The organism is Paenibacillus xylanilyticus, assembly GCF_047246825.1.
Lineage (GTDB): Bacteria > Bacillota > Bacilli > Paenibacillales > Paenibacillaceae > Paenibacillus > Paenibacillus xylanilyticus_B.
In genome coordinates this window covers 1,359,778-1,381,135 of sequence record NZ_JBFOLB010000001.1, presented here as the reverse complement: position 1 = coordinate 1,381,135, position 21,358 = coordinate 1,359,778, and the positions used below count along the sequence as shown (strand labels likewise).

The window sequence follows — 21,358 nt, the reverse complement described above, 5'->3', positions numbered from 1 at the left end:
TGATTAAGAAAGTAGAATAGGGCATGGAATTGAGGTTTGGTCCTGCTTACTTGTTCTGCACGTCCATGTGAATATATGAACATAAGTATTGTGTTTAAATCCAATAAACGGCTTCCAATCTTCAATATATAGATCGAAATGGTTCTTTCCTTCTATATACTTTGCCGGGAGCGAATGAATCGAATATTGCAAAATACTGATATAAACAATTTATTTATTATATAAAAAGAATGGAGCCGTCCCATGAAATATCGCAATATGGAAGATTGCATTAACGATCTGGAGCAGCATGGACATTTGATCAGGGTAAAAGAAGAAGTGGACCCGGATCTGGAAATGGCAGCGATCCATATGAGAGTGCACGAGGCGAAAGGCCCGGCGCTGCTTTTTGAAAATGTGAAAGGTTCTAAGTTTCAGGCGGTATCCAACCTGTTTGGCACACTGGAACGCTGTAAATTCATGTTCCGAAACACCCTCGAAGGTGTGCAGCGGGTCATGGCCGTGAGGGATGATCCGATGAAGGCGCTCAAAACACCTCTGCAGCACATCAGCACAGGACTTGCGGCCTGGCAGGCGCTTCCCAAGCAGAAGTCGATCAGTCTGCCCGTATCTGCTCAGGAAATTCAAATCTCGGATCTGCCGCTGATCAAACACTGGCCTATGGATGGGGGAGCCTTTGTAACGCTGCCGCAGGTTTATTCGGAAGACCCGGATAAGCCGGGGATCATGAACTCCAATCTGGGCATGTACCGTGTCCAGCTGAGCGGCAATGATTATGCCATGAACGATGAAATCGGTTTGCACTATCAAATACATCGCGGGATTGGTATTCATCAGGCTAAGGCTGTCAAAAAAGGTGAGCCGCTAAAAGTCAGCATCTTTATCGGCGGTCCTCCGGCTCACACACTGTCTGCGGTTATGCCGTTGCCGGAGGGTCTCAGCGAATTGACCTTCGCCGGTCTGCTTGCCGGACGCCGCTTCCGCTATAGCTACAAAGATGGATACTGCATTAGCAACGATGCCGATTTTGTCATTACCGGAGATATTTATCCAGGTGAAACGAAACCGGAAGGGCCGTTTGGCGATCATCTGGGCTATTACAGTTTGACACATGAATTCCCGCTGATGAGAGTGCACAAAGTGTATGCGAAGCCCAATGCGATCTGGCCGTTTACTGTCGTGGGTCGTCCTCCGCAGGAGGATACGGCTTTTGGTGACCTGATTCATGAAATTACGGGCGATGCCATCAAACAGGAGATTCCGGGTGTCAAAGAAGTACACGCCGTAGATGCTGCAGGGGTGCATCCCCTGTTGTTTGCGATTGGAAGCGAGCGTTATACGCCTTATCAGACCGTGAAGCAGCCAACGGAATTACTGACGATTGCCAATCGCATTCTGGGTACGGGGCAGCTCAGTCTGGCGAAGTATTTGTTTATTACAGCTGAAGATCAGCAGCCGCTCGACACCCACCGCGAAGTGGAATTCCTGACCTACATTCTGGAGCGCATGAATCTCCAGCGGGATATCCATTTTCATACAAATACAACGATCGATACGCTGGATTACTCGGGAACCGGATTGAATACCGGCAGTAAGGTTGTTTTTGCGGCCTACGGTGAGAAGCTTCGGGAGTTGTGTACGGAAGTGCCAGATGCCTTGAACAACATTCGTGGGTATGCAAATCCGCAGCTGATTATGCCAGGGATTGTCTCGATGCAGACAACAGCTTTTACGAGTTATGAAGAAACGGCACGTGAGATGGAGCAATTTACGGATATGCTGAAGGAACAAGGAGGGCTTGACTCCTGTCCGATGATCATCCTTTGCGATGATAGTTCTTTCCTGAGTGCGAACCTCAGCAATTTCTTATGGGCTACATTTACTCGCAGCAATCCATCCCATGACATGTATGGGGTAAACAGCAGCTATACGCATAAGCACTGGGGTTGTGACCAGGTCATCATTGATGCCCGCGTGAAGCCGCATCAGGCGCCGCCGCTGATCCCGGATCCTTCGATTGAAAAAAACATTGAACGCTTATTTGTCCGTGGAGCCAGCCTGGAATCGATCAAAATATAGCTCCATATTGAAGGGCCCAAACGGAAAGTTTGGGCTCTTTATTTTTCTAATCCTAACGAAACGTAACAATTGATGTTCTTTATTAGGCTAAACCGGGATTATTTTAAATATATGAATGAGAACAAAGTCTTACTCGTTCGTATTTCCTTTTGCGATTAAGGTCGTTTGAACTATGCATAAAAACAAGAAAAAGATCGATATAAAGAAGTATAGGTATTTTGGGGACCCAAACCATCGGGTACTGTTACTATAATGAATTGTTCAGGGGGAATACCGATTGAGAATCCATATTATGAACCTGCAAGACGGGGACCGTCTGACTGCGGATACGTTTAGCGATGCGGGATTGCATATTCTCGGAAAAGGGACTGTAATTAAAAGTGAGGATATTTCCTTACTCATGCAGCACCGTGTGGATTATGTAGATATTGAATCACGTGAAGAAGAAATCACAGAAGCCGAATTTTTTGCCGCTGCGGCAAAATTTGCAGCCGGTTCCAGCCTGAAGGAAGAACCGCCTGAAGAAGAAATGAAATCCCAATTTACACAGACTGTACATAATTACCAAAATGCTTTTCTCGAGGCTCTCACCGTAGGCAAATTCAACGCTACCATGGTGGATGATGCACTGCAGCCAATGGTGGATGGACTGGATGAGCAAAAGGATGTCGTGCATCTCCTGATGATGCTGGAACGTGACGATGTAAACAACTACACGCATTCCATTCAGGTTGGATTGCTGTCCTTCTATATTGCCAACTGGATGGGTTATTCCCAAAAGGAGAGCTACCAGATCAGCCGTGGCGGCTATTTGCATGATATAGGCAAATGTAGGGTGTCCCATCGGATTCGTAACAAAATGGAACCGTTAACGGCGGATGAACAGCTTGAATTGCAGCGGCATACCATTTACGGGCATGATATCATCAAGAGTTCCATGACAGATGAAGCTACAGCGCTTGTAGCGCTTCAGCACCATGAACGTGAGGACGGCTCTGGTTATCCGATGCAGATTGATAAAAAAGAGATTCATCCGTATACGCAAATCGTGTCTGTGGCTGACGTATACATCGGCATGAGATCCGGCAATCACGGCGGCAGCAATCCGAATCTGATCAACAATCTTCGAGACATCTATGCGATGGGATTTGGCAAGCTGAATGAGAAGCCGGTTCAGGCTCTGATGCAGCATCTTCTTCCAAACTTTATTGGCAAGCAAGTGTTACTGAGCAACGGTGAAAAAGGTGTAATCATCATGAATAATACGTCGGATATCTTCAATCCACTGGTTAAGGTCGAGTCCGAGCAGTATCGTGACTTGTCCAAAGAACGCAGCATCGCCATTAAAGAACTGATAATTTAAGATAGAAAAAGTTTAGAGTGAATGGGGCTCCTGCTTAATGACAGGGGCCCCGCTTTTTTTTGTAATCGATGGTCGTTTGCGTTGTCCTCCCGGCAGAGCAGGGGTATACTGGGCACAGAATCCATTTTACCTTAGGAGCGATAAACCTTGATTGAAGTGGTAACTGAAATAACGATTCAAGCCCCGATCGAAAAATGTTTTGATTATGCCCGGGATATTGATGTTCATACACAGACGGTATGGAAACATACGCGCGAACGGACTGTATCAGGCGTAACGTCCGGTAAAATAGGCGCCGGGGACACGGTGACCTTTCAGGCAACTCACTTTGGCGTAAGGCAGAAACTGACTTCCCGGATTGTACATTACGAACGTCCACATATTTTTGTGGATCAGATGGTAAAAGGGGCATTTCGAAGCATGCGCCATGAACATCACTTCCGCAAGCTCGATGAGAAAACCACTTATATGAGAGACACACTGAAATTTGAAGCACCACTCGGTGTTTTGGGCTGGGCAGCCGAGCGACTTATATTAAAGAGATATATGTACGCTTTTCTCCAAAGCCGCAATAGAAAACTTAAAGCTCTGCTTGAACGATAGAACCGATCTGAAAATATTTACAGAATGAGGAATGATAATCGATGGAAAATGAATATTTTGTTGGTTGGGGTACCCTTGCGTTAATTAATGCGGGTCTTGCTCAGGGGAAAAACAGAAGTGGACTTAACTGGTTTCTGATTTCCCTCTTGTGTGGTCCGCTTGCAACGTTGTTCATCGTTGTTTGGAATAAGTTGGACAATTAATTCAGTCTCCGTTATCTGACTGAACGGATGCACATTGGAGTATTTTCCGTTGCCGGTAACGGTCGATTGCCCAGAAAAGGAATGCGGCTGCACTCACCCCTGCACCTAACCAGCACACGCCAGTCCATCCGGTCCAGGCATACATCAGGGTTGAGGCGATGGACCCGGTAGCACTGCCAATAGAGTAAAAAATCATGTAGGCAGCGGTGAGGCGGCTCTGTGCTTCAGGGCGAACGTTATAGATCAGACTCTGATTGGTTACATGGACTGCTTGCACAGCGAGGTCAAGAAGAATAACGCCAGCGATCAGAAACCACAGCGAGTGATGAACGTATCCGATCGGCAGCCAAGACAATAGAAGAAGCATGAGAGAGAAGCCGGTCGTTTTTTGTCCGAGTCCCCGATCAGCCAGCTTCCCGGCACGAGCAGCAGCCAATGCGCCAGCGGCACCTGCTAGCCCAAAAGCGCCAATTGCTGTATGTGACAAAGAGAGTGGGGGTGCGCTGAGCGGGAGTACCATGGAGGTCCATAATATGCTGAAAGCCGAAAATATCAATATGGCCAGCACCCCACGGACTCGCAGTATAGGCAACTCCCGGTAGAGTTGGAATACCGAAATGAGCAATTGTGCATAATTTAATTTCGTTCTTTGCGGCTCATGCTTCGGCAAAAGAAGGAATAAGGCGACCATTCCAAGCAGCGTTAGTACTGCGGAGAAGAGGTAAACAGATCTCCATCCGATCCAATCGTTCATGGTGCCTGCAACAGTTCGGGCCAGCAAGATGCCGATCACGATTCCGCTGGTAACAAGCCCCACGATACGCCCCCGTTCCGAAGGGGAAGCGAGTGCTGCAGCAAATGCAACCAGTGACTGGGTATTAACAGCCAACAAACCGACGATTGCCATGCCCGTGAACAGGATGGAGCTGGATAATGTGGTGCCTACCACGAGCAAGGCAAGTACAGAGAAGAACATTTGGACAATGATCAGTTTCCGACGGTTAATAAGATCGCCTAAAGGAACGAGCAATAACAGTCCAAGGGCGTAACAGATTTGGGTTACTGTGATGATCATGCCGATATGGGAATGGGAGATATGGAACTCCTCGGCGATGGTATCAAGGAGTGGCTGAGCATAATAAATGTTGGCTACGGCAAGTCCGCTGCATAGAGCGAAGAGGATAGCCACAAGCCGTGACATACCGGGATGTGCTTTAGCAGACAGATGTGTCTGTGGAATGGGAGTGTTCATGTGAGTCACCTTTCTGAATGAGATTTTTTTTATGCCATAATGTACCGATCGGTATATTATTGGTCTGGAAAAACATACTTTAAGGCTGGGTGAAATGTCAACAACTAATTTCTAAGTATAATAGTATTAAGGTATTACGGTGATATGTATGGGTTTTAGATTTGACATCGATATGGGTGGAAGCTAGGATATAGTATATTGATTGGTATATAAAAGGAGAAAAGTTATGGTGAGACAACGGGAATTTGATACCGATAAAGCGCTTGATGCAGCGATGCACATGTTTTGGGATAAAGGATTCGAAGCTACATCATTGACGGACCTGACCACAGGTATGGGCATTCAACGTCCCAGCTTGTATGCCGCCTTCGGCGACAAGAAGGAGTTGTTTGAGACGGTGCTGCGCAGGTATACAACACTGCATGCAGCTCAGATCCGATCAAGACTCCAACGAGAGAGCTCAGTAAAACAAGCTTTTCGTGCGTTGTTTGAGCATATCGGAGCAGAAGGTGATGTAGCTGATCCGCGTCATGGTTGTTTTTGCATCAATACGATGGTCGAACTGGCTCCTCACGATTCTAAATTCGCCATCCTGACAAGAGAGCATCAGATGTATCTGGCTGTAATTTTCCAGGAGACGATAGAACGGGGGCAGCGATCCGGAGAACTATCCGGTAACTTGAATGCGAGTGCTGTCGCCAAGTCTTTGGTGATTTCCATGATCGGATTGACCGTGTTAATGAAATCAGGTCCGGATCGCTCATTTGTCGAGCAAAGTATTGAGGCTGCGATATCTCTGCTTGGGGGAGAATCGTTATGATCAAGCCGACCGGCATCAGTTCAACATCCGCTTAGATATGCTCCGAAGAACCAAGAATCAATGCAGGAACTGTATCAGCAGTTGTTTACCTGGAGTACGCAGGATGTGGACGATTCCATATCAGGTGTGATCATACACGCGCTCGGAATGGAACATGTGTTGGTAGAACGGTTCAATCAATTGAGATCTCAGATGGAATTATATGTGAGTCATGAAGTGGAAATGGATGCCGTTATTATTACGGCACTTCTTTTTAAGATTTTGATATAAAAATGGAGGCGGAACTCATTTCCGGCTCTTTTTTATGTCTGAGGACATTGGGCAGACCGGCGTCGAGTTGATACAATACGGGTAGGTGTAGGATATACCGTATATTGGAGGAGGAGGGTTACAGAATGCAGACGAAGCTGCGTTGTGCCATATTGGATGATTATCAGAATGTTGCCCTGTCATCAGCTGATTGGATGCCAATCCTGGATCGGGTGGAGGTTCAAACCTTCAATAACTACATGGGATCGGAAGAAAAAGTGATTCAGGAGCTGCAGAATTATGACATTATTGTTCTGATGCGTGAGCGTACTCCATTTCCCGAATCGGTTATATCCGGGCTTCCCAACCTGAAGCTGCTGATTACAACAGGGATGCGAAATGCCTCGATTGATCTGATGGCTGCGGAACGACAAGGAGTCATTGTGTGCGGAACAGAGGGCAGCTCTAATCCACCGACCGAACTGACTTGGGCACTTATTTTGGGACTATCCAGACAGCTGGTTACAGAAAATAATGCCCTGAAATCCAATCGCAACTGGCAGAGCACTATCGGTATGGACTTGCACGGGAAGACACTTGGACTCCTGGGTTTGGGGAAAATAGGTACTCGAATGGCCGGAATTGCCAAGGCCTTTGGTATGAACGTCATGGCCTGGAGTCAGAATTTGAAGCCAGGGCAAGCCGGAGAGCACGGCGTAATCTGGTGTGAAACGAAGGAAGAGCTGCTGGAGCAAAGTGATATTGTTTCCATTCATTTGGTGCTAAGTGAACGCACTCGTCATCTGATTGGACAAGCCGAGTTCCAGCGGATGAAAAGAACCGCGCTGCTGATTAATACGTCCCGTGCGGGCATTGTGGATCAGGGAGCCATGGTGGAAGCTTTGCAAAGCGGGCTGATTGCCGGCGCTGGGCTTGATGTTTACGAGCAAGAACCTCTTCCGGTAAATCATATTATGCGGACCTTACCCAACGTACTGGCTACACCTCATCTGGGTTATGTGACCCGTGGAAATTATGAGATTTATTTCAGTCATACGGTAGAGAACATCGATATGTTTCTGAAAGGAAGCCCGATCAGGCAGCTGGGAGCGAAGCAATAACGAGCAATGAGCCATCCAGAGGTCGGGACAGTTCCAGTTGAAACGATACACATAACAAACAAGGTGAACGTCGAGCCGTGATTAGCGGCGGCAAGGACACCTTGTTTTTTTGCGTTTGGTTCGTACAATCGTATTACTTGCTGTGCTTTTGAGCCGAGGAACGAATCATGGCGACACTGGATTCCCGTACAATAAGTCTGGGTTCGAACTGAATATGCTCGTAGTCGGTAGAACTCATTTCGCGTATGCGTTTGAGCAGCAGTTCAGTCGCAAGTCTGGCGACTTCTTCTCCCATAATGGAGACCGAGCTGATCTGGGGGGACGAGACGGTAGTCCATTGGTTGTTATCCACTCCAACGACTGCGACATCTTCGGGTACACGTATACCAAGTTCTTTGAAGCGGTTAACCAATCCTATGGCTACCATGTCATTGATTGCATATACCGCATCCGGCATATGTGTCAGTCCGTGGAAATAATCCGCTGCATTGGCTCCGGTATTCAGGGAGAAATCTTCCCCAAAGTAAACAAGCGAGATATCGACATGCGGTAAGGCTTGTTCATATGCTCGGTAACGCTCCTCGATAATGTCTTTGGGAGCTCCGGCATAGGCAATTCGTGTACGCCCGATCTTAATCAAATGTTCCATCACCAGTTTTCCCTCAGGTTGAGACAACGAGACGATATCTGCCTTCAATCCGGGTTCAAGCTTTTTGCCATAATTAATCATGGAGATCGGGAGTGGGGCTTTATCGATTAATCCGGGCAGCGTTTTGGGGTAAGCGAGTGGCATGAATATAAGCCCGTCCACATGCAGCTTTTTGATATTACGAATCGTTTCCAGCTCCGTGCGGGCATTACCCGCTGTATTAATCTGTACCACGTGGTACCCGTGCTGTTTTGCCGTTTGTTCGACAGACCAGGAGATCTCTGGAATGATGGCATTGCGTATATCCGGTACGACCAGTGCAATCTGGTGTGTCTGGCGAATTTTGAGACTCTGTGCGGACGTGTTGGGGACAAAACCAAGTTCTTCAATGGCTTGCATGACCTTGTCTCTTGTTTTGCTGCTGATTCCTTCGGAATTGTTAATGGCTCTTGAGACGGTTGCAATGCCCACCCCAGCAAATTCTGCCACGTCCTTAATTGTAACCTTTTGATCTTTGCTCACGTTTGGTTGACCTCACTTTATCGGAAACGATTCCTGTTCTATGTTGATTTCATGTTGTGTCCATGCCTATATTCTGATTATAACACTTCCGGTAAATCAAATACTCTAGCCTTTCGTTCATAATGACGGTGCTGTGTAAAGTTCTCCCAAAGAACAAAGCCTTAAATCACGCTAATCCCTGAAAAAAAGCCAGTAGTCGAGTATTATCATACTAGCATGCATACCCAAAAAATTCATGATTTCGACTTATTTATGGGAAAATGTGTTTGACAGACTATCTAAACTGTGACATATTTAACTACGGAAACGTTTCCGGTTATATTCAAACCTATGATCTGGGAGATGAAATGAATGAAAGCATTACGTTGGCATGGTGTTAAAGATTTGCGTCTCGAAAATATTGATGAACCCCGCCCTGCAGAGGGAAAGGTTAAAATAAAAGTGGAATGGTGTGGAATTTGCGGTAGTGATCTGCATGAATACACAGCGGGACCCATTTTCATTCCGGCTCAAGCACCACATCCGCTAACAGGCGAACAAGCACCAGTGGTTATGGGACACGAGTTCTCGGGGCAAGTGGTTGAAGTGGGTGAAGGCGTTACCCGTTTTCAAGCAGGAGATCGTGTTGTCGTAGAACCCATCTATGCATGTGGACATTGCGAAGCCTGCAAACAGGGAAAATACAATCTGTGCGACCAGATGGGATTCCTCGGTCTCGCTGGAGGGGGCGGAGGTTTCTCCGAATATGTAACGGCTGAAGAGTACATGGTGCATGCTATCCCTGATTCCATTTCTTATGAGCAAGGTGCCCTGGTTGAGCCTTCTGCTGTTGCTCTGCATGCTGTCCGCCAAAGCAAGCTGAAAGTGGGTGATACTGCAGCTGTATTTGGTGCAGGTCCTATCGGTCTGCTGGTCATAGAAGCGTTGAAAGCATCGGGTGCTTCTGATATTTATGTAGTGGAGCTGTCCGAGGAACGCAAAGCAAAAGCAGAAGAGCTTGGTGCCATCGTCATTGATCCTACACAGTACAATGTAGTGGAAGAGATTCACAGACGCACGCAAGGCGGTGTTAACGTAGCTTATGAAGTAACAGGTGTTCCACCTGTGCTGCAGCAAGCGATTGACTCGACACGTATTGGCGGTGAGCTGATGATCGTCAGTATTTTTGAACAGGCAGCACCGATCTTGCCGAACTCCATTGTCATGAAAGAACGTACAGTGAATGGTATTATCGGTTACCGTGATGTATTCCCGGCTGTCATTTGTCTGATGGATAAAGGATTCTTCCCGGCAGACAAGCTGGTTACCAAACGCATTTCGCTGGATGAAGTGGTCGATCAAGGATTTGAAGCACTTTTGAAAGAGAAAAATCAGGTGAAAATTCTGGTCAAAGCTGAATAGTAATAATTCAGAAATCTTCTAATTAACGAAAATGGTATAGTGGCCATAATTAAATATCCTATGTAGGCAGCTCATCTTCGAATGCAGCTGTCTATTTTTGTTGAACCGGGCGGAATGTGTTGCATGCTTGTTTCATTTTACATAATATAAAAGGATACGATTTGTATCGTTATTATGAAAAGGTATTCATTATAACGTTGAAGGAGGAAGCGGGCATGCATAACAACACGAAGTGGGCAGCTGTTATATTGACGATTGTTGCAGGTGTTGGCTGGATGGTTACAGGGAGTGCCAAGCCTAAGAACAATGACTCGACCGAACGAAGGCCGACGCTTGAGCGGGCTATGGCGAAAGTATCTAATGCTCCGATCACATCTGCTGATGTGACATCCAAATTGGAGCTGCTGGGTAAACCTTTTGCAAAAACGCCATACGCCAATAATGTGTGGGATATGCAGTTGTACAGAGGTAAAATATATTTGGGCCATGGGAACAGCAGCAACATGGGGGTAGCACCCAACTCGGGCCCCATCCCGGTGGTTTATTACGATACAGCAACCTCTTCGTTTAATAAGCAGGCAGTCAGCAACAGCAACCCCGGCATTGTTCCATCGACCAAAATGGTAGTGGATGAGGAACAAATCGATATCTACAAAGTACTGGATGACAAGCTCTATATTCCGGGGAATGATTCTGACGGGGAGCATTGGAGTCTCGGGAACTTCTACAGACTGGACGGGGATGTGTGGACAAAGTATCGTAACCTTCCGCTCGGTGTACACGTTTACGATCTGGCCTTGTTTCGCGGGAAAATGTTTGCGGCGATTGGAACAGAGGATAAGCCAACGGTGCTGATCTCCCATGATATGGGGGTGACCTGGCAGAAGTATGCGAACATTAATACGTTTGGACTGCGGGCTTATACGCTGTTTGAGCTGGGGGGCAAGCTGTATGCTTCAGGCATGATGTATCCTGCCAACAAAATATGGAATGACAAAACGAACATTCTGGAGATTAACGCCAATCTCGAAAAGAGAGATGTGGTCATCTATGGCAGCAAAATGCTGCCAGGATTAACCTATCAACAGGGGACAGTTCCGTATAATAAGATCGGGAAAAATGTTAATTTCGATAACAAGTTAGTTTATATCGCTGGTGGGGTGTTTAATGACGGTCAGCTGCTCCCCAAATCCTTGAATGTCATGACAGCCATTAATCAGGTAAGACGAGTGATTTTGCCAGATCCAAAGGCATTGCCAACCGACTTGCTTTTACGGGATGGTAAGGTATATGTACTCACGTATACGCTGCAAAACAAAAACTTATATATCAACCGGGTATATCAGACAACGGATCTGGTTACATGGCATGAAATTCTTCGGTTTAACCAGGATACGTATGCGAAATCATTTGAAGAACACGAGGGAGATTTCTATTTTGGCCTGGGCACGGACCCGGACGTCATCTCACCGTCATCAGGCAAGGTACTCAGAGTTCATCGTAATGAAATTCCTGTGAATTCGGACTAAATGAAAGGAAGATCATGGAATATATTATGCATCATTCATATTTTCGGTTCCGTGTAGGATGGTTGAGGACGCAAGTACAGAGCATGCGCATGCAGCAGAGTGATCAAAAATTGCTGCGGGGGTGCTCTATTTTTTTGCCTGTTTACATAGAAGCATAAACCGTCCTGGCGATATTTGAAAATAAAATTTAGAAACTATAAAATGGAAAGGTAATTGGGTTCTGACATTCCAAAGAAAAAGGAGCTATAAACAAATGAATATACCTTCAGCGTTGTTTACACCTTTCACTTCAGACAAGCTTACATTGTCCAATCGGATCGTCATGGCACCAATGACTCGCGGTTTCTCTCCAGAGGGCGTACCAGGCCCGGAAGTTGCCGAATATTATCGACGCAGAGCAGCTGGTGGTGTAGGTCTTATTATCACGGAGGGGACAGGTATTAATCACCCTTCATCCGTAAGCGGTGAGAGCATCCCGTTATTCTATGGTGATGAATCACTTCAAGGCTGGTCGAATGTGGTCCAGGCTGTCCATGAGGCTGGTGGCAAAATCATGCCTCAACTGTGGCATGTGGGCACGGCCCGCCGTACTGGTGATCTTCCCCATGCAGAGGCGGAGCCGGTTAGCCCTTCGGGTATCAGCATGGCAGGGGAAGAGAACAAGGAACCGTTAACCGAAGAGGAGATCAAAGGTCTGGTACAAGCATTTGCGCAAGCTGCAGCAGATGCCAAGCGGATCGGATTTGATGGCATAGAATTGCATGGTGCTCATGGGTATCTGATTGACCAGTTCTTCTGGGAGCATACCAATCGTCGTACAGACAAGTATGGCGGTGATTTGGTCGCTCGCACACGTTTTGCAGTTGAGGTGATTGAAGCGTGCCGTGAGGCGGTTGGGCCGGATTTCCCGATTGTGCTTCGTTTCTCTCAATGGAAAATGGGGAATTACGATGCTCGTCTGGTAGAGACTCCGGAACAGCTGGAGCAATTTCTTGCACCACTGACTGCGGCGGGCGTAGATATTTTTCACTGCTCGACTCGTCGGTTCTGGCTGCCGGAGTTTGAAGGATCTGAATTGAACCTTGCAGGCTGGACACAGAAATTAAGTGGTAAACCTGCGATATCCGTTGGATCGGTAGGTCTTGAAGCCGAATTTGTCGACAGATCAACCGAGAATCAAGGAACAGGCGATGCCCATCTGGACCAATTAAATTCCATGCTCGAAAACAATGAATTTGATCTGATTGCACTGGGACGTGTACTGCTTAGTGATCCGGAATGGCCGGCAAAAGTTCGGGAAGGACGCCAGGCAGAAATTATCCCTTTTACAACAGAAGTCTTGAAAACATTAAGTTAAAAAGCATTTATTTACAGACATGATATAAAAAATGAAAAACAAACGTGGAAATCGACAACAAACCTTAAGATGCCGCCGAAAGGCGGCTTTTTCGAGCTCCTATAATTATAATTTCAATATATGAAAAATTCACAACAACAAACCGATTCTCATCCGCTCGTACCATATCCCTCATCCATCCATCGCACACGCCCATTGTCATAACACCATGAAGTACCACACTACACCCCGATAAGCAAAACCTTTTTCTTAACTCAACTCCATTTTTGTAACCAGATCAACGACTTTGAAAATAGTGTTGTGTATGTTAATGTTATGCCTGAACATGACAGTACACATTCCAACAGGATTTAGGAGGATATGTATTTGCGTAATGATCCTATAAGAAGTAAACGTAAATTTTCGCTGCCAATATTGTTCCTGTTTATGGGAATACTCTTGCTTCTAGCGGCATGCGGACAGGCTTCCAAGCCCGATTCCTCGGCAAATTCTTCTGCAAGTTCTAATACGGAACAACAAGCTGCACCGGATAACAGTGATGGTTCACTCACGACCGGAGAGGAAGAAAACAGCAATCAACAAAACAACACTCCGCCTGAGGAAGAGACTGATCCGGTTCAAGAACAGCTTGATCAGCTTACCTTGGATGAGAAGATTGGGCAGATGATTCTGGCTGGAGTTCAGGGAACGGCTTTGGATGAACAAGCCAAACAGATGATTGTGAACCAGAAGGTTGGAGGCATCATTTTCTATGCCAATAACGTAACGACTTTGCAGGGAACGGCGAAATTTGTCCAGTCCATAAAAGAGGCAAATCGTTCCAACCCTGTACCGATCTTCATGAGTGTGGATCAGGAAGGTGGCAAAGTCAGCCGTATGCCGGAAGCAGTGGAAAGCATCCCATCGAACGGCAAAGTAGGTGCCACGAAAGACGCCGAGCTGGCAGAGACAATGGGGGAATTGCTGGCAAGGCAGATCAAGCTTGCAGGCTTTAATGTGGATTTTGCTCCCGTATTGGATGTCAATAGCAATCCGAACAACTCGGTAATTGGTGACCGGTCCTTTGGCAGTGCGGTAGAATTGGTGTCTCGTCTCGGAATTGCAGAGATGAAAGGTTTGCGCAGCGAAGGTATTATTCCGGTTGTAAAGCATTTTCCCGGTCATGGTGATACTTCCGTGGATTCTCATCTGGATCTGCCAGTGGTGAACAAAACGGAGAAACAGCTGGCCGAGCTCGAATGGATTCCATTTCAAGCCGCAGTGAAAGAGCATGTTGAAGCCGTCATGGTGGCTCACATTTTATTCCCGAAGCTTGATCCGGACCATCCTGCATCGTTATCGGATGTGATTATCGGTGAACATTTAAGAGACAAATTCAATTATGACGGTGTCGTCATTACGGATGATCTAAGCATGGGTGCCATCGCCAAAAATTATAAACTGAATGAAGCCGCAATCGCGACGGTTCAGGCAGGAAGTGACATTCTGCTCGTGGCTCACAGCTATGAAAGTGCCAAAACCATTTTCGATACGTTGAAAGATGCAGTAAAGAAAGGCAAAATTACCGAATCCCGAATCGATGAAAGCGTGTATCGTATTCTGACACTGAAGCAGTTGTACAAGCTGTCTGATGAACAACAAGCCTCCGGAGACCTGAAGCAATTAAACACTGACATTGTGGAATGGCGCAAACGGGTCAATGCCGAGTAGGACATCCTGTGGTATGATTTTGGATAAGAGAGAAGAACACTGCATTTCATGATTACAGGTTAGAGGTGAGACCCACATATGTATACCATTATGATCATCGAAGATGATCCCAAGATTGCAGGACTGCTGAAATCCCATATCGAGCGCTACGGGGACAGAGCCGTCTTGGTTGAGGATTTTGAAGGGATTGTACAGCAGTTTGAGCAGATACAGCCTCATGTTGTTCTACTGGATATCAACTTGCCGAGCTACGACGGATTCTACTGGTGTCGTCAAATTCGTACGATGTCCACGTGTCCGATTCTGTTTATCTCGGCTCGAAGCGGGAAGATGGATCAGGTGATGGCGCTGGAGAACGGAGCGGATGACTATATTACGAAGCCGTTCGAACATGAGATTGTGATGGCCAAAATCAGAAGTCAGCTGCGTCGTGTATATGGGGATTATGCTGCCCGCGACGAAGAGCGCAAAGTCGAACTGGACGGATTGACGGTTTATCTGGAAAGGCTGGAGATTCAGCTCGGTGATTGCAAAGTGCAGCTGACGAAAAAGGAAACGATTCTGCTTGAAACGTTACTGCGCCGCAGTCCCAAGCTGGTGAGCAGGGAGACGATCTTGGAGAAGCTGTGGGATGACTCCTTTGTAGATGACAATACACTCAGCGTCAATGTCACCCGAGTACGCAAGAGACTGGCCGAGCTTGGAATAACGGATGCGCTGGAAACGGTGAGGGGTTCGGGTTACCGATTGAATGCCAACTGGAAAGCAGCATCGCCTTCATGAAATTGTTTATGAGAGAGCACCTTGCCTTGACTTGCTGGGTGGTCGTTATCTTGCTTACCGTTGTCGCCGTGTTCTGGTATGACGGTTATGATCATTGGTTAACGGCTGTCTATGCCGTATCGTTAGGATTATTTTTATATGCAGGCTACTTGATTTTCCGTTATTTGTCGCACCGATCCTTTTACAGCCGAATGTCACAATCCATGAAATCACTAAATGAGTTCGTCCCATTAAATGAGGCGGTTCCATTATCTCTAGCACTGGAAAAGCTGCTGGATTCGCAATATGGTCAATATCATGCACACTTGCATCGATTGGAACAGCGTCAACAGGAATATCTGTCTTTTATGAACCAGTGGGTGCATCAGATGAAAACGCCCTTATCGGTGATTGAGCTGACCATGCAGGATCAGGAGGACGATGATCCGCGGTTTAAGAGCATTCGGGAGGAAGCAGATCAGATGAGACGTGGATTGGAAACCGTGCTGTATGTGGCCCGTTTGGACACATTCGAACAGGACTTTAGCGTGGAACCCGTCACACTCAAGACTGCCGGCGAAGAGGCCATCCACGAACTGAAACGTTTCTTCATTCGCAATCACGTTTATCCGGAAATACAGATGGATTCTTCGATCGTCGTTCAATCGGACGCCAAATGGATTCGCTTTGTCCTGGTGCAGCTTTTGTCCAATGCCATCAAATACTCCTCTGGTAGCGGACAAAAGATATACCTGCGTGCTTATCCAGCGGAGAGGTCAATCGTTCTTGAAGTTCAGGATCAGGGTGTTGGAATTCCAAAGTCAGATCTAAGAAGGGTATTCCAGCCTTTTTTCACCGGAGAGAATGGTCGTCATTTTAAGGAGTCAACCGGTATGGGGTTATACGTTGTCAAGGAAGTCCTGACCCGGATGAATCACCGGATTGATCTGGAGTCCGTGTATGGGGAAGGAACGACTGTCCGGATTACGTTTAATAGCTGAAGGAGCATGGTAGCAGCTAGCAGTTCGTTTCATGATGAAAAAAATTGATTGTCAAATGACGTCTGTTGCCCCATAGGGGGTAACGGCGTCTTTTTTGATTGTTCAGGACCAACCTTACAACATTGTCATGCAAGTGAAAGGTTAAGCCATAGGAGAATAGCCGAAACTTCGGGTAAACTGGGGTCAGAAGGCAAAATAAGTGCCAATGAATTGATGGGCAGGTCAGGCTTGTCATATCGAATTATAAATGAAGGAGTTGTACATATGGAAATATGTTCGGTAAATCAGATCAGCAAGATTTATAAAGGAATCGTCTCGTATGAAGCGCTATCGGGCATTGACCTCAGTATTCAGGAGGGTGAGTTTGTTGGCATTATGGGACCGTCCGGCAGCGGAAAAACGACTCTGCTGAACATGATCTCAACGATCGATCATCCGACATCAGGAGAACTGCGGATTGGCGGGAAAAATCCGTTTGAACTCAATCAGGATGAGCTCGCCCTTTTTCGGCGTAAAGAATTGGGATTTGTTTTTCAATCTTTCAATCTGTTAAATACCCTCACAGTCAAGGAGAACATTGTGCTGCCGCTTACACTCGACGGAACGCCGCTGGGAGAGATGAACGCACGTGTGGAACGGCTGGCGAGCAAACTCGGGATCGAGGGCATTCTGGACAAGCGGACATATGAGATTTCAGGTGGCCAGGCTCAACGTACAGCCATTGCAAGGGCGTTGATTCATTCGCCCAAATTAATTTTGGCAGATGAGCCGACAGGCAACCTGGATTCCAAGGCGGCACGAGACGTTATGGAAATGCTGGAACGCCGTAATCAGGAGGATCGGACTACCATGCTGCTGGTGACGCATGATGCTGTTGCGGCGAGCTATTGCAGTCGGGTTGTCTTTATCAAGGATGGCAAACTCTATAATGAGATTCACTACGGCGATAACCGGGCTGCTTTTTATCAAAAGATTATCAATGTGTTATCCCTAATGGGAGGGTCAGGACATGAATTTTCGCCAGTTCGCCATTAATAATGTGGTTCGCAATAAACGGATTTATCTGGCTCACTTTCTGAGCAGTACATTCTCCGTCATGATTTTTTTTACGTATGCCCTGCTTCTGTTTCATCCGGACCTGAAGGATGGCTTAAAGGGATCGAGTGAAACCGTTACTATGCTTGCGAACCAGGGTTTTATGATTGCAGAGATCATTATTTTCATCTTCTCGTTCCTGTTTTTGCTCTATTCGGTAGGTTCATTTCTGAAAACACGCAAGAAGGAATTTGGTATATTCCTGATCATCGGAATGACACGCAAACAGATGAACCGGCTCCTGTTTATGGAGAACATGTGCATCGGGATCGCAGCTATTGCAGCGGGTATTGGACTGGGAATGATCTTCGGAAAATTGATTCTGCTGATCTGCGGTTCCATGCTGGCTGTGGAGAACAGTCTACGATTTTATTTTCCATTGAAAGCGATCGCCCTGACAGCTGTCGCGTTCCTGCTGCTGTTTGCTGTCATTGCACTGTCTTCCTCTCTGCTTATACGCAAAGGAACGCTTATTGACCTTGTCAAATCGGAGGAAAAGCCGAAACCGGAACCAAAGGCATCACGTTTGCTCGCTGTACTTTCCGTAGTGCTCATTGGGGGAGGCTATGCAGGGGTATTCACTTTTGTGTGGGTCAACTTCTCATTTCCATTATTGCTGGGGAGCGTCATTATAGTTATCGCGGGCACGTACCTGCTGTTCACGCAGCTCAGTGTGTACGTCATTCGGGCACTCAAAAGCAATCAACGTTTGTTTTTCCGCAAAACGAATGTACTTTTCCTCTCCGAGCTTACGTATCGAATGAAAGATAATGCCGTCATGTTTTTTATGGTGAGTGTGATCTCGGCTTCCGCATTTACGGGAATAGGCACCATGCTGGCAGTGGCAGACCCCGGGTTGTCATCGATGACGAATCCTTATGCATTCACATACACGAATAATTGGGAGACACCGGAGGCAGAGGAGAATATCAGACAGATTGAAGAATCGCTAATAGAACATGAAGTTCCATATGTAAAAGGAAGCTACACTCCGCTGTATGAGAATAGTAATCGCTATATTATCAAATTGAGTGAATACAACCATTTGGCCAAGGCCCTTGGTTATGAAGAGCGGACGTTGGATAAGGAAAATGGGGCCTTCATGACCCCGGCGAATTTGACAGCACGCAAAGAGTTACGTAAACAAGTGGAACAGGGATTCACACCAACAATGGTCGATCTGGAAGTCGAACAATATCATCAACAGGTTCAGCTATCTCCTCCCGCTACCCAGATCGTTATCCCTAATGAAGGTAAAATGGACATTTACGTCGTTTCCGATGAATTGTTCGAAAAAATGAAACGAGCGTACAATGAGGTCATAGAGATGAGTGAGGACTTTTACTCCAACAAAATGACCCAATTTGTCGTCGAAGACTGGATGGGTACACGAGCCTTTGCCCCTGAACTGGTTGATTCCATACAGAAGCAGCCCTTTACAAAAGGCTATTTCATGGTCAGCGCTCTCGTTGTGGATTGGCTGAATTCGAAACAAACCAATGGGATCATTTTGATTCTGAGCGGTCTGATCGGCATTGTGTTCTTCACCTTTGCGGCAAGCTTCACCTATTTTAGACTCTACGCGGATCTGGAAAGGGATGAGGCACAGTATCGCATGATCGGCAAGATGGGCCTAAGTCGTCCCGAACTTCGCAAAATCGTAACAAGACAGTTGCTCCTGATGTTTTTCCTGCCATTACTCATTGCTTTGATTCATAGTTCGGTGGCATTTGTTGCGCTGCAGCAGCTGGTCGATTTTTCGGTAATGGGATATAGTCTCCGTATTTTCCTGGTTTTTGCATCCATGCAGATCGTGTACTTTGCCCTTGTGCGCTGGCGGTATTTGCGTCATATGTATTCCAAATTAGTCTAAATCAGCACAGCGGAACAAACACCGGATGACTCGTTCGGTGTTTGTTGACTTTTCTGTCCAGGACACTGTACTATTTCAGTAGATACAAATTGTATCATTACATAGTTTCGTAAAACTGCAGGCTTGTGAATTGTAGGAAGAGTAGGCTTATGCCTGAGGGAGGACGTATAATGAGCATCACGATGTCTCGTGGACAAGCTTACATACACCGATTGAATGATGAGCGAAATGTATGGCTGGATGGCAAACGTGTCCGGGTAACCGAACATCCCGCCTTTCAGGGTACACTGCAAACGATAGAAAATTTGTTTAATTTGGCAGATGAACCGGATACAAGAGAAACGGTTGCTTATTGGGATGAACAGACGGGAGGTTATGTACACCGGGCATTCCAGGTACCTCTTTCTACTCAAGATATCAGCAGCAGGGCGGCTGCTTTTCGACTCTGGTCTGATCGGACCTTCGGGGTGATGAGCAGACTGTCGGACTATGCTCGGTCCCGCCTTGCCGGATGGTACGCTACGAGAGAAGAGATGGCATCATATGATCAGTTGTATGCAGACAAAATAACAGCCTATTATCAGGAAGCTAAACGAAAAGATGCGTTTCTGACAATTGTCCAGCGTGACCCACAGATTAATCGTTCCCTGCCTGTTGGGGAAGATGAAGATGCCATGCTGCGGATTGTAAGAACCAACTCGGAGGGCATTGTCATTCGGGGCGCCAAAATGGTGGCCACGGCAGCTCCTTATGCAGATGATATCATTGCGTATCCGATCCAGCGGATTCCAGGGCATCGGCCGGAACTCGCCCATATGGTCATTGTTGCGGTTGGGAGTCCGGGGTTACATCTGGTATGCCGGGAATCTTTTGCGGCTTCCCCATCTGATTTTGCTCACCCGCTCAGTGCGCGGTATGATGAGATGGATGCTGTATTGTTTTTTGACGACGTATTGGTCCCTTGGGAACGTGTACTGCTTCACAACAACCCGGAGGCCGTATGGCAGATTCGCTGCAGCACAGCCTCGTCTAGTCTGGCTTATCATCAGAGCATTATTCGATTGCATTCCAAACTGGAGTTCATCACCGCAGTCACTTCGGCAATTGCCAAGGAGATTGGGGTGGATTCTTTCCTGAATGTCCAGGAGCAGCTGGGTGAAATGATCAGCCAGATGCAGACGATTGAGGGCCTGATCATTGCTTCCGAGGCGCAAGCGAAGACGGATTCATATGGTAACTGGCTGCCGGCATTCAAATACATTGAAACAGCACGTAATTTGGGGAGTCGATATTATCCGCGAGCAGTCGAAATTTTGAAAACCATCGCTGCGGGGGGATTGATTCAGATTCCTTCGGGCCAATTCGACCAGGATGAAACAGTAGGGACATTGATGTCCAAATACCTTGGAGGAGTGACAATGCAAGCTCCTGAGAAAATTCGTTTGTTTCAACTTGCCTGGGATCTGACCGGGAGTCCCCTCGGAGCCAGACACGATCTATACGAGCGGTACTATGCAGGTGATCCTGTACGTAACCGTGCAAGCCAGTATGTGCAGCATGACAAGGAGTATTTGAATAAAAAGGTTGAACCGTGGCTTCATATGAAATAGGAGCTTAGGCACTACAACCATGTAAATTTTGGATGGAATCAAGAGTCCCGGCCTCTGCCTGGGCTTTTTATTTAGGTTATCTTTAGAATTGATTTAGGTTCATTTAAGAGACGTGGTATATAGTAGTAACATACATGTAAAAGAATACAGAGCTGATGA

The 21,358-nt window shown here is 46.7% G+C and carries 18 protein-coding genes; 16 read left to right on the top strand and 2 right to left on the bottom strand.

The window, feature by feature from the left end; translation table 11 throughout:
* Nucleotides 1-243: 243 nt before the first annotated feature.
* From AB3N00_RS05835 to AB3N00_RS05820, 4 genes are all read left to right on the top strand, one after another.
* A complete protein-coding gene (locus AB3N00_RS05835) occupies nt 244-2,079 on the top strand; it encodes a UbiD family decarboxylase (RefSeq protein WP_413033741.1) in 1,836 nt (611 codons plus the stop codon).
* Nucleotides 2,080-2,356: 277 nt separating this feature from the next.
* Complete coding sequence (locus tag AB3N00_RS05830) at nt 2,357-3,442, top strand: HD-GYP domain-containing protein (protein ID WP_413033740.1); 1,086 nt, start codon at nt 2,357-2,359, stop codon at nt 3,440-3,442.
* 147 nt (nt 3,443-3,589) lie between these two features.
* The gene (locus tag AB3N00_RS05825; RefSeq protein WP_413033739.1) at nt 3,590-4,045 is read left to right on the top strand and encodes an SRPBCC family protein; all 456 of its coding nucleotides are present in this window, start codon (nt 3,590-3,592) and stop codon (nt 4,043-4,045) included.
* 41 nt (nt 4,046-4,086) lie between these two features.
* Entirely contained in the window at nt 4,087-4,248 is a 162-nt protein-coding gene (locus AB3N00_RS05820; protein WP_413033738.1) for a hypothetical protein, read from the top strand.
* Between the two features lies 1 nt (nt 4,249).
* On the opposite strand, the gene AB3N00_RS05815 is transcribed toward AB3N00_RS05820, so the two are convergent.
* The gene (locus AB3N00_RS05815; RefSeq protein ID WP_413033737.1) at nt 4,250-5,500 is read right to left on the bottom strand and encodes an MFS transporter; all 1,251 of its coding nucleotides are present in this window, start codon (nt 5,498-5,500) and stop codon (nt 4,250-4,252) included.
* A 226-nt stretch (nt 5,501-5,726) separates the two neighbouring features.
* Here AB3N00_RS05815 and AB3N00_RS05810 point away from each other — a divergent pair, with 226 nt between their 5' ends.
* From AB3N00_RS05810 to AB3N00_RS05800, 3 genes are all read left to right on the top strand, one after another.
* Entirely contained in the window at nt 5,727-6,320 is a 594-nt protein-coding gene (locus AB3N00_RS05810; protein ID WP_413033736.1) for a TetR/AcrR family transcriptional regulator, read from the top strand.
* Nucleotides 6,321-6,380: 60 nt separating this feature from the next.
* Complete coding sequence (locus AB3N00_RS05805) at nt 6,381-6,590, top strand: hypothetical protein (protein ID WP_413033735.1); 210 nt, start codon at nt 6,381-6,383, stop codon at nt 6,588-6,590.
* Between the two features lie 125 nt (nt 6,591-6,715).
* Nucleotides 6,716-7,690 (top strand): D-2-hydroxyacid dehydrogenase family protein, encoded by a 975-nt coding sequence (locus tag AB3N00_RS05800; protein WP_413033734.1) that lies wholly within the window; start codon nt 6,716-6,718, stop codon nt 7,688-7,690.
* Between the two features lie 133 nt (nt 7,691-7,823).
* Here AB3N00_RS05800 and AB3N00_RS05795 read toward each other — a convergent pair whose 3' ends face one another.
* Nucleotides 7,824-8,861 (bottom strand): LacI family DNA-binding transcriptional regulator, encoded by a 1,038-nt coding sequence (locus AB3N00_RS05795; protein WP_413033733.1) that lies wholly within the window; start codon nt 8,859-8,861, stop codon nt 7,824-7,826.
* Nucleotides 8,862-9,212: 351 nt separating this feature from the next.
* Between AB3N00_RS05795 and AB3N00_RS05790 the strand changes: the two genes are divergently transcribed.
* The 9 genes from AB3N00_RS05790 to AB3N00_RS05750 all read left to right on the top strand — a co-directional run bounded on the left by AB3N00_RS05790 (nt 9,213) and on the right by AB3N00_RS05750 (nt 21,199).
* Complete coding sequence (locus AB3N00_RS05790) at nt 9,213-10,262, top strand: 2,3-butanediol dehydrogenase (RefSeq protein WP_413033732.1); 1,050 nt, start codon at nt 9,213-9,215, stop codon at nt 10,260-10,262.
* Between the two features lie 215 nt (nt 10,263-10,477).
* On the top strand, nt 10,478-11,791 hold the full coding sequence (locus AB3N00_RS05785) for a hypothetical protein (RefSeq protein WP_413033731.1): 1,314 nt from the start codon (nt 10,478-10,480) through the stop codon (nt 11,789-11,791).
* Nucleotides 11,792-12,044: 253 nt separating this feature from the next.
* Nucleotides 12,045-13,148, top strand: coding sequence for an NADH:flavin oxidoreductase (locus AB3N00_RS05780; protein WP_413033730.1), 1,104 nt, complete (start codon nt 12,045-12,047; stop codon nt 13,146-13,148).
* 366 nt (nt 13,149-13,514) lie between these two features.
* On the top strand, nt 13,515-14,858 hold the full coding sequence (gene nagZ, locus AB3N00_RS05775) for a beta-N-acetylhexosaminidase (RefSeq protein ID WP_413033729.1): 1,344 nt from the start codon (nt 13,515-13,517) through the stop codon (nt 14,856-14,858).
* Between the two features lie 78 nt (nt 14,859-14,936).
* On the top strand, nt 14,937-15,641 hold the full coding sequence (locus AB3N00_RS05770) for a response regulator (protein ID WP_413033728.1): 705 nt from the start codon (nt 14,937-14,939) through the stop codon (nt 15,639-15,641).
* Nucleotides 15,638-16,621, top strand: a complete 984-nt coding sequence (locus AB3N00_RS05765; protein WP_413033727.1) for a sensor histidine kinase — start codon at nt 15,638-15,640, stop codon at nt 16,619-16,621. The genes AB3N00_RS05770 and AB3N00_RS05765 overlap by 4 nt, the downstream gene beginning before the upstream one ends.
* A 264-nt stretch (nt 16,622-16,885) precedes the next feature.
* Complete coding sequence (locus AB3N00_RS05760) at nt 16,886-17,656, top strand: ABC transporter ATP-binding protein (RefSeq protein ID WP_413033726.1); 771 nt, start codon at nt 16,886-16,888, stop codon at nt 17,654-17,656.
* Complete coding sequence (locus tag AB3N00_RS05755; RefSeq protein WP_413033725.1) at nt 17,631-19,589, top strand: ABC transporter permease; 1,959 nt, start codon at nt 17,631-17,633, stop codon at nt 19,587-19,589. Before AB3N00_RS05760 ends, AB3N00_RS05755 begins: the two co-directional genes overlap by 26 nt.
* Before the next feature lie 170 nt (nt 19,590-19,759).
* Nucleotides 19,760-21,199 carry a 4-hydroxyphenylacetate 3-hydroxylase family protein gene (locus AB3N00_RS05750; RefSeq protein ID WP_413033724.1) on the top strand — a complete coding sequence of 480 codons (1,440 nt, stop codon included), beginning with the start codon at nt 19,760-19,762 and terminating at the stop codon, nt 21,197-21,199.
* Nucleotides 21,200-21,358 lie beyond the last annotated feature (159 nt).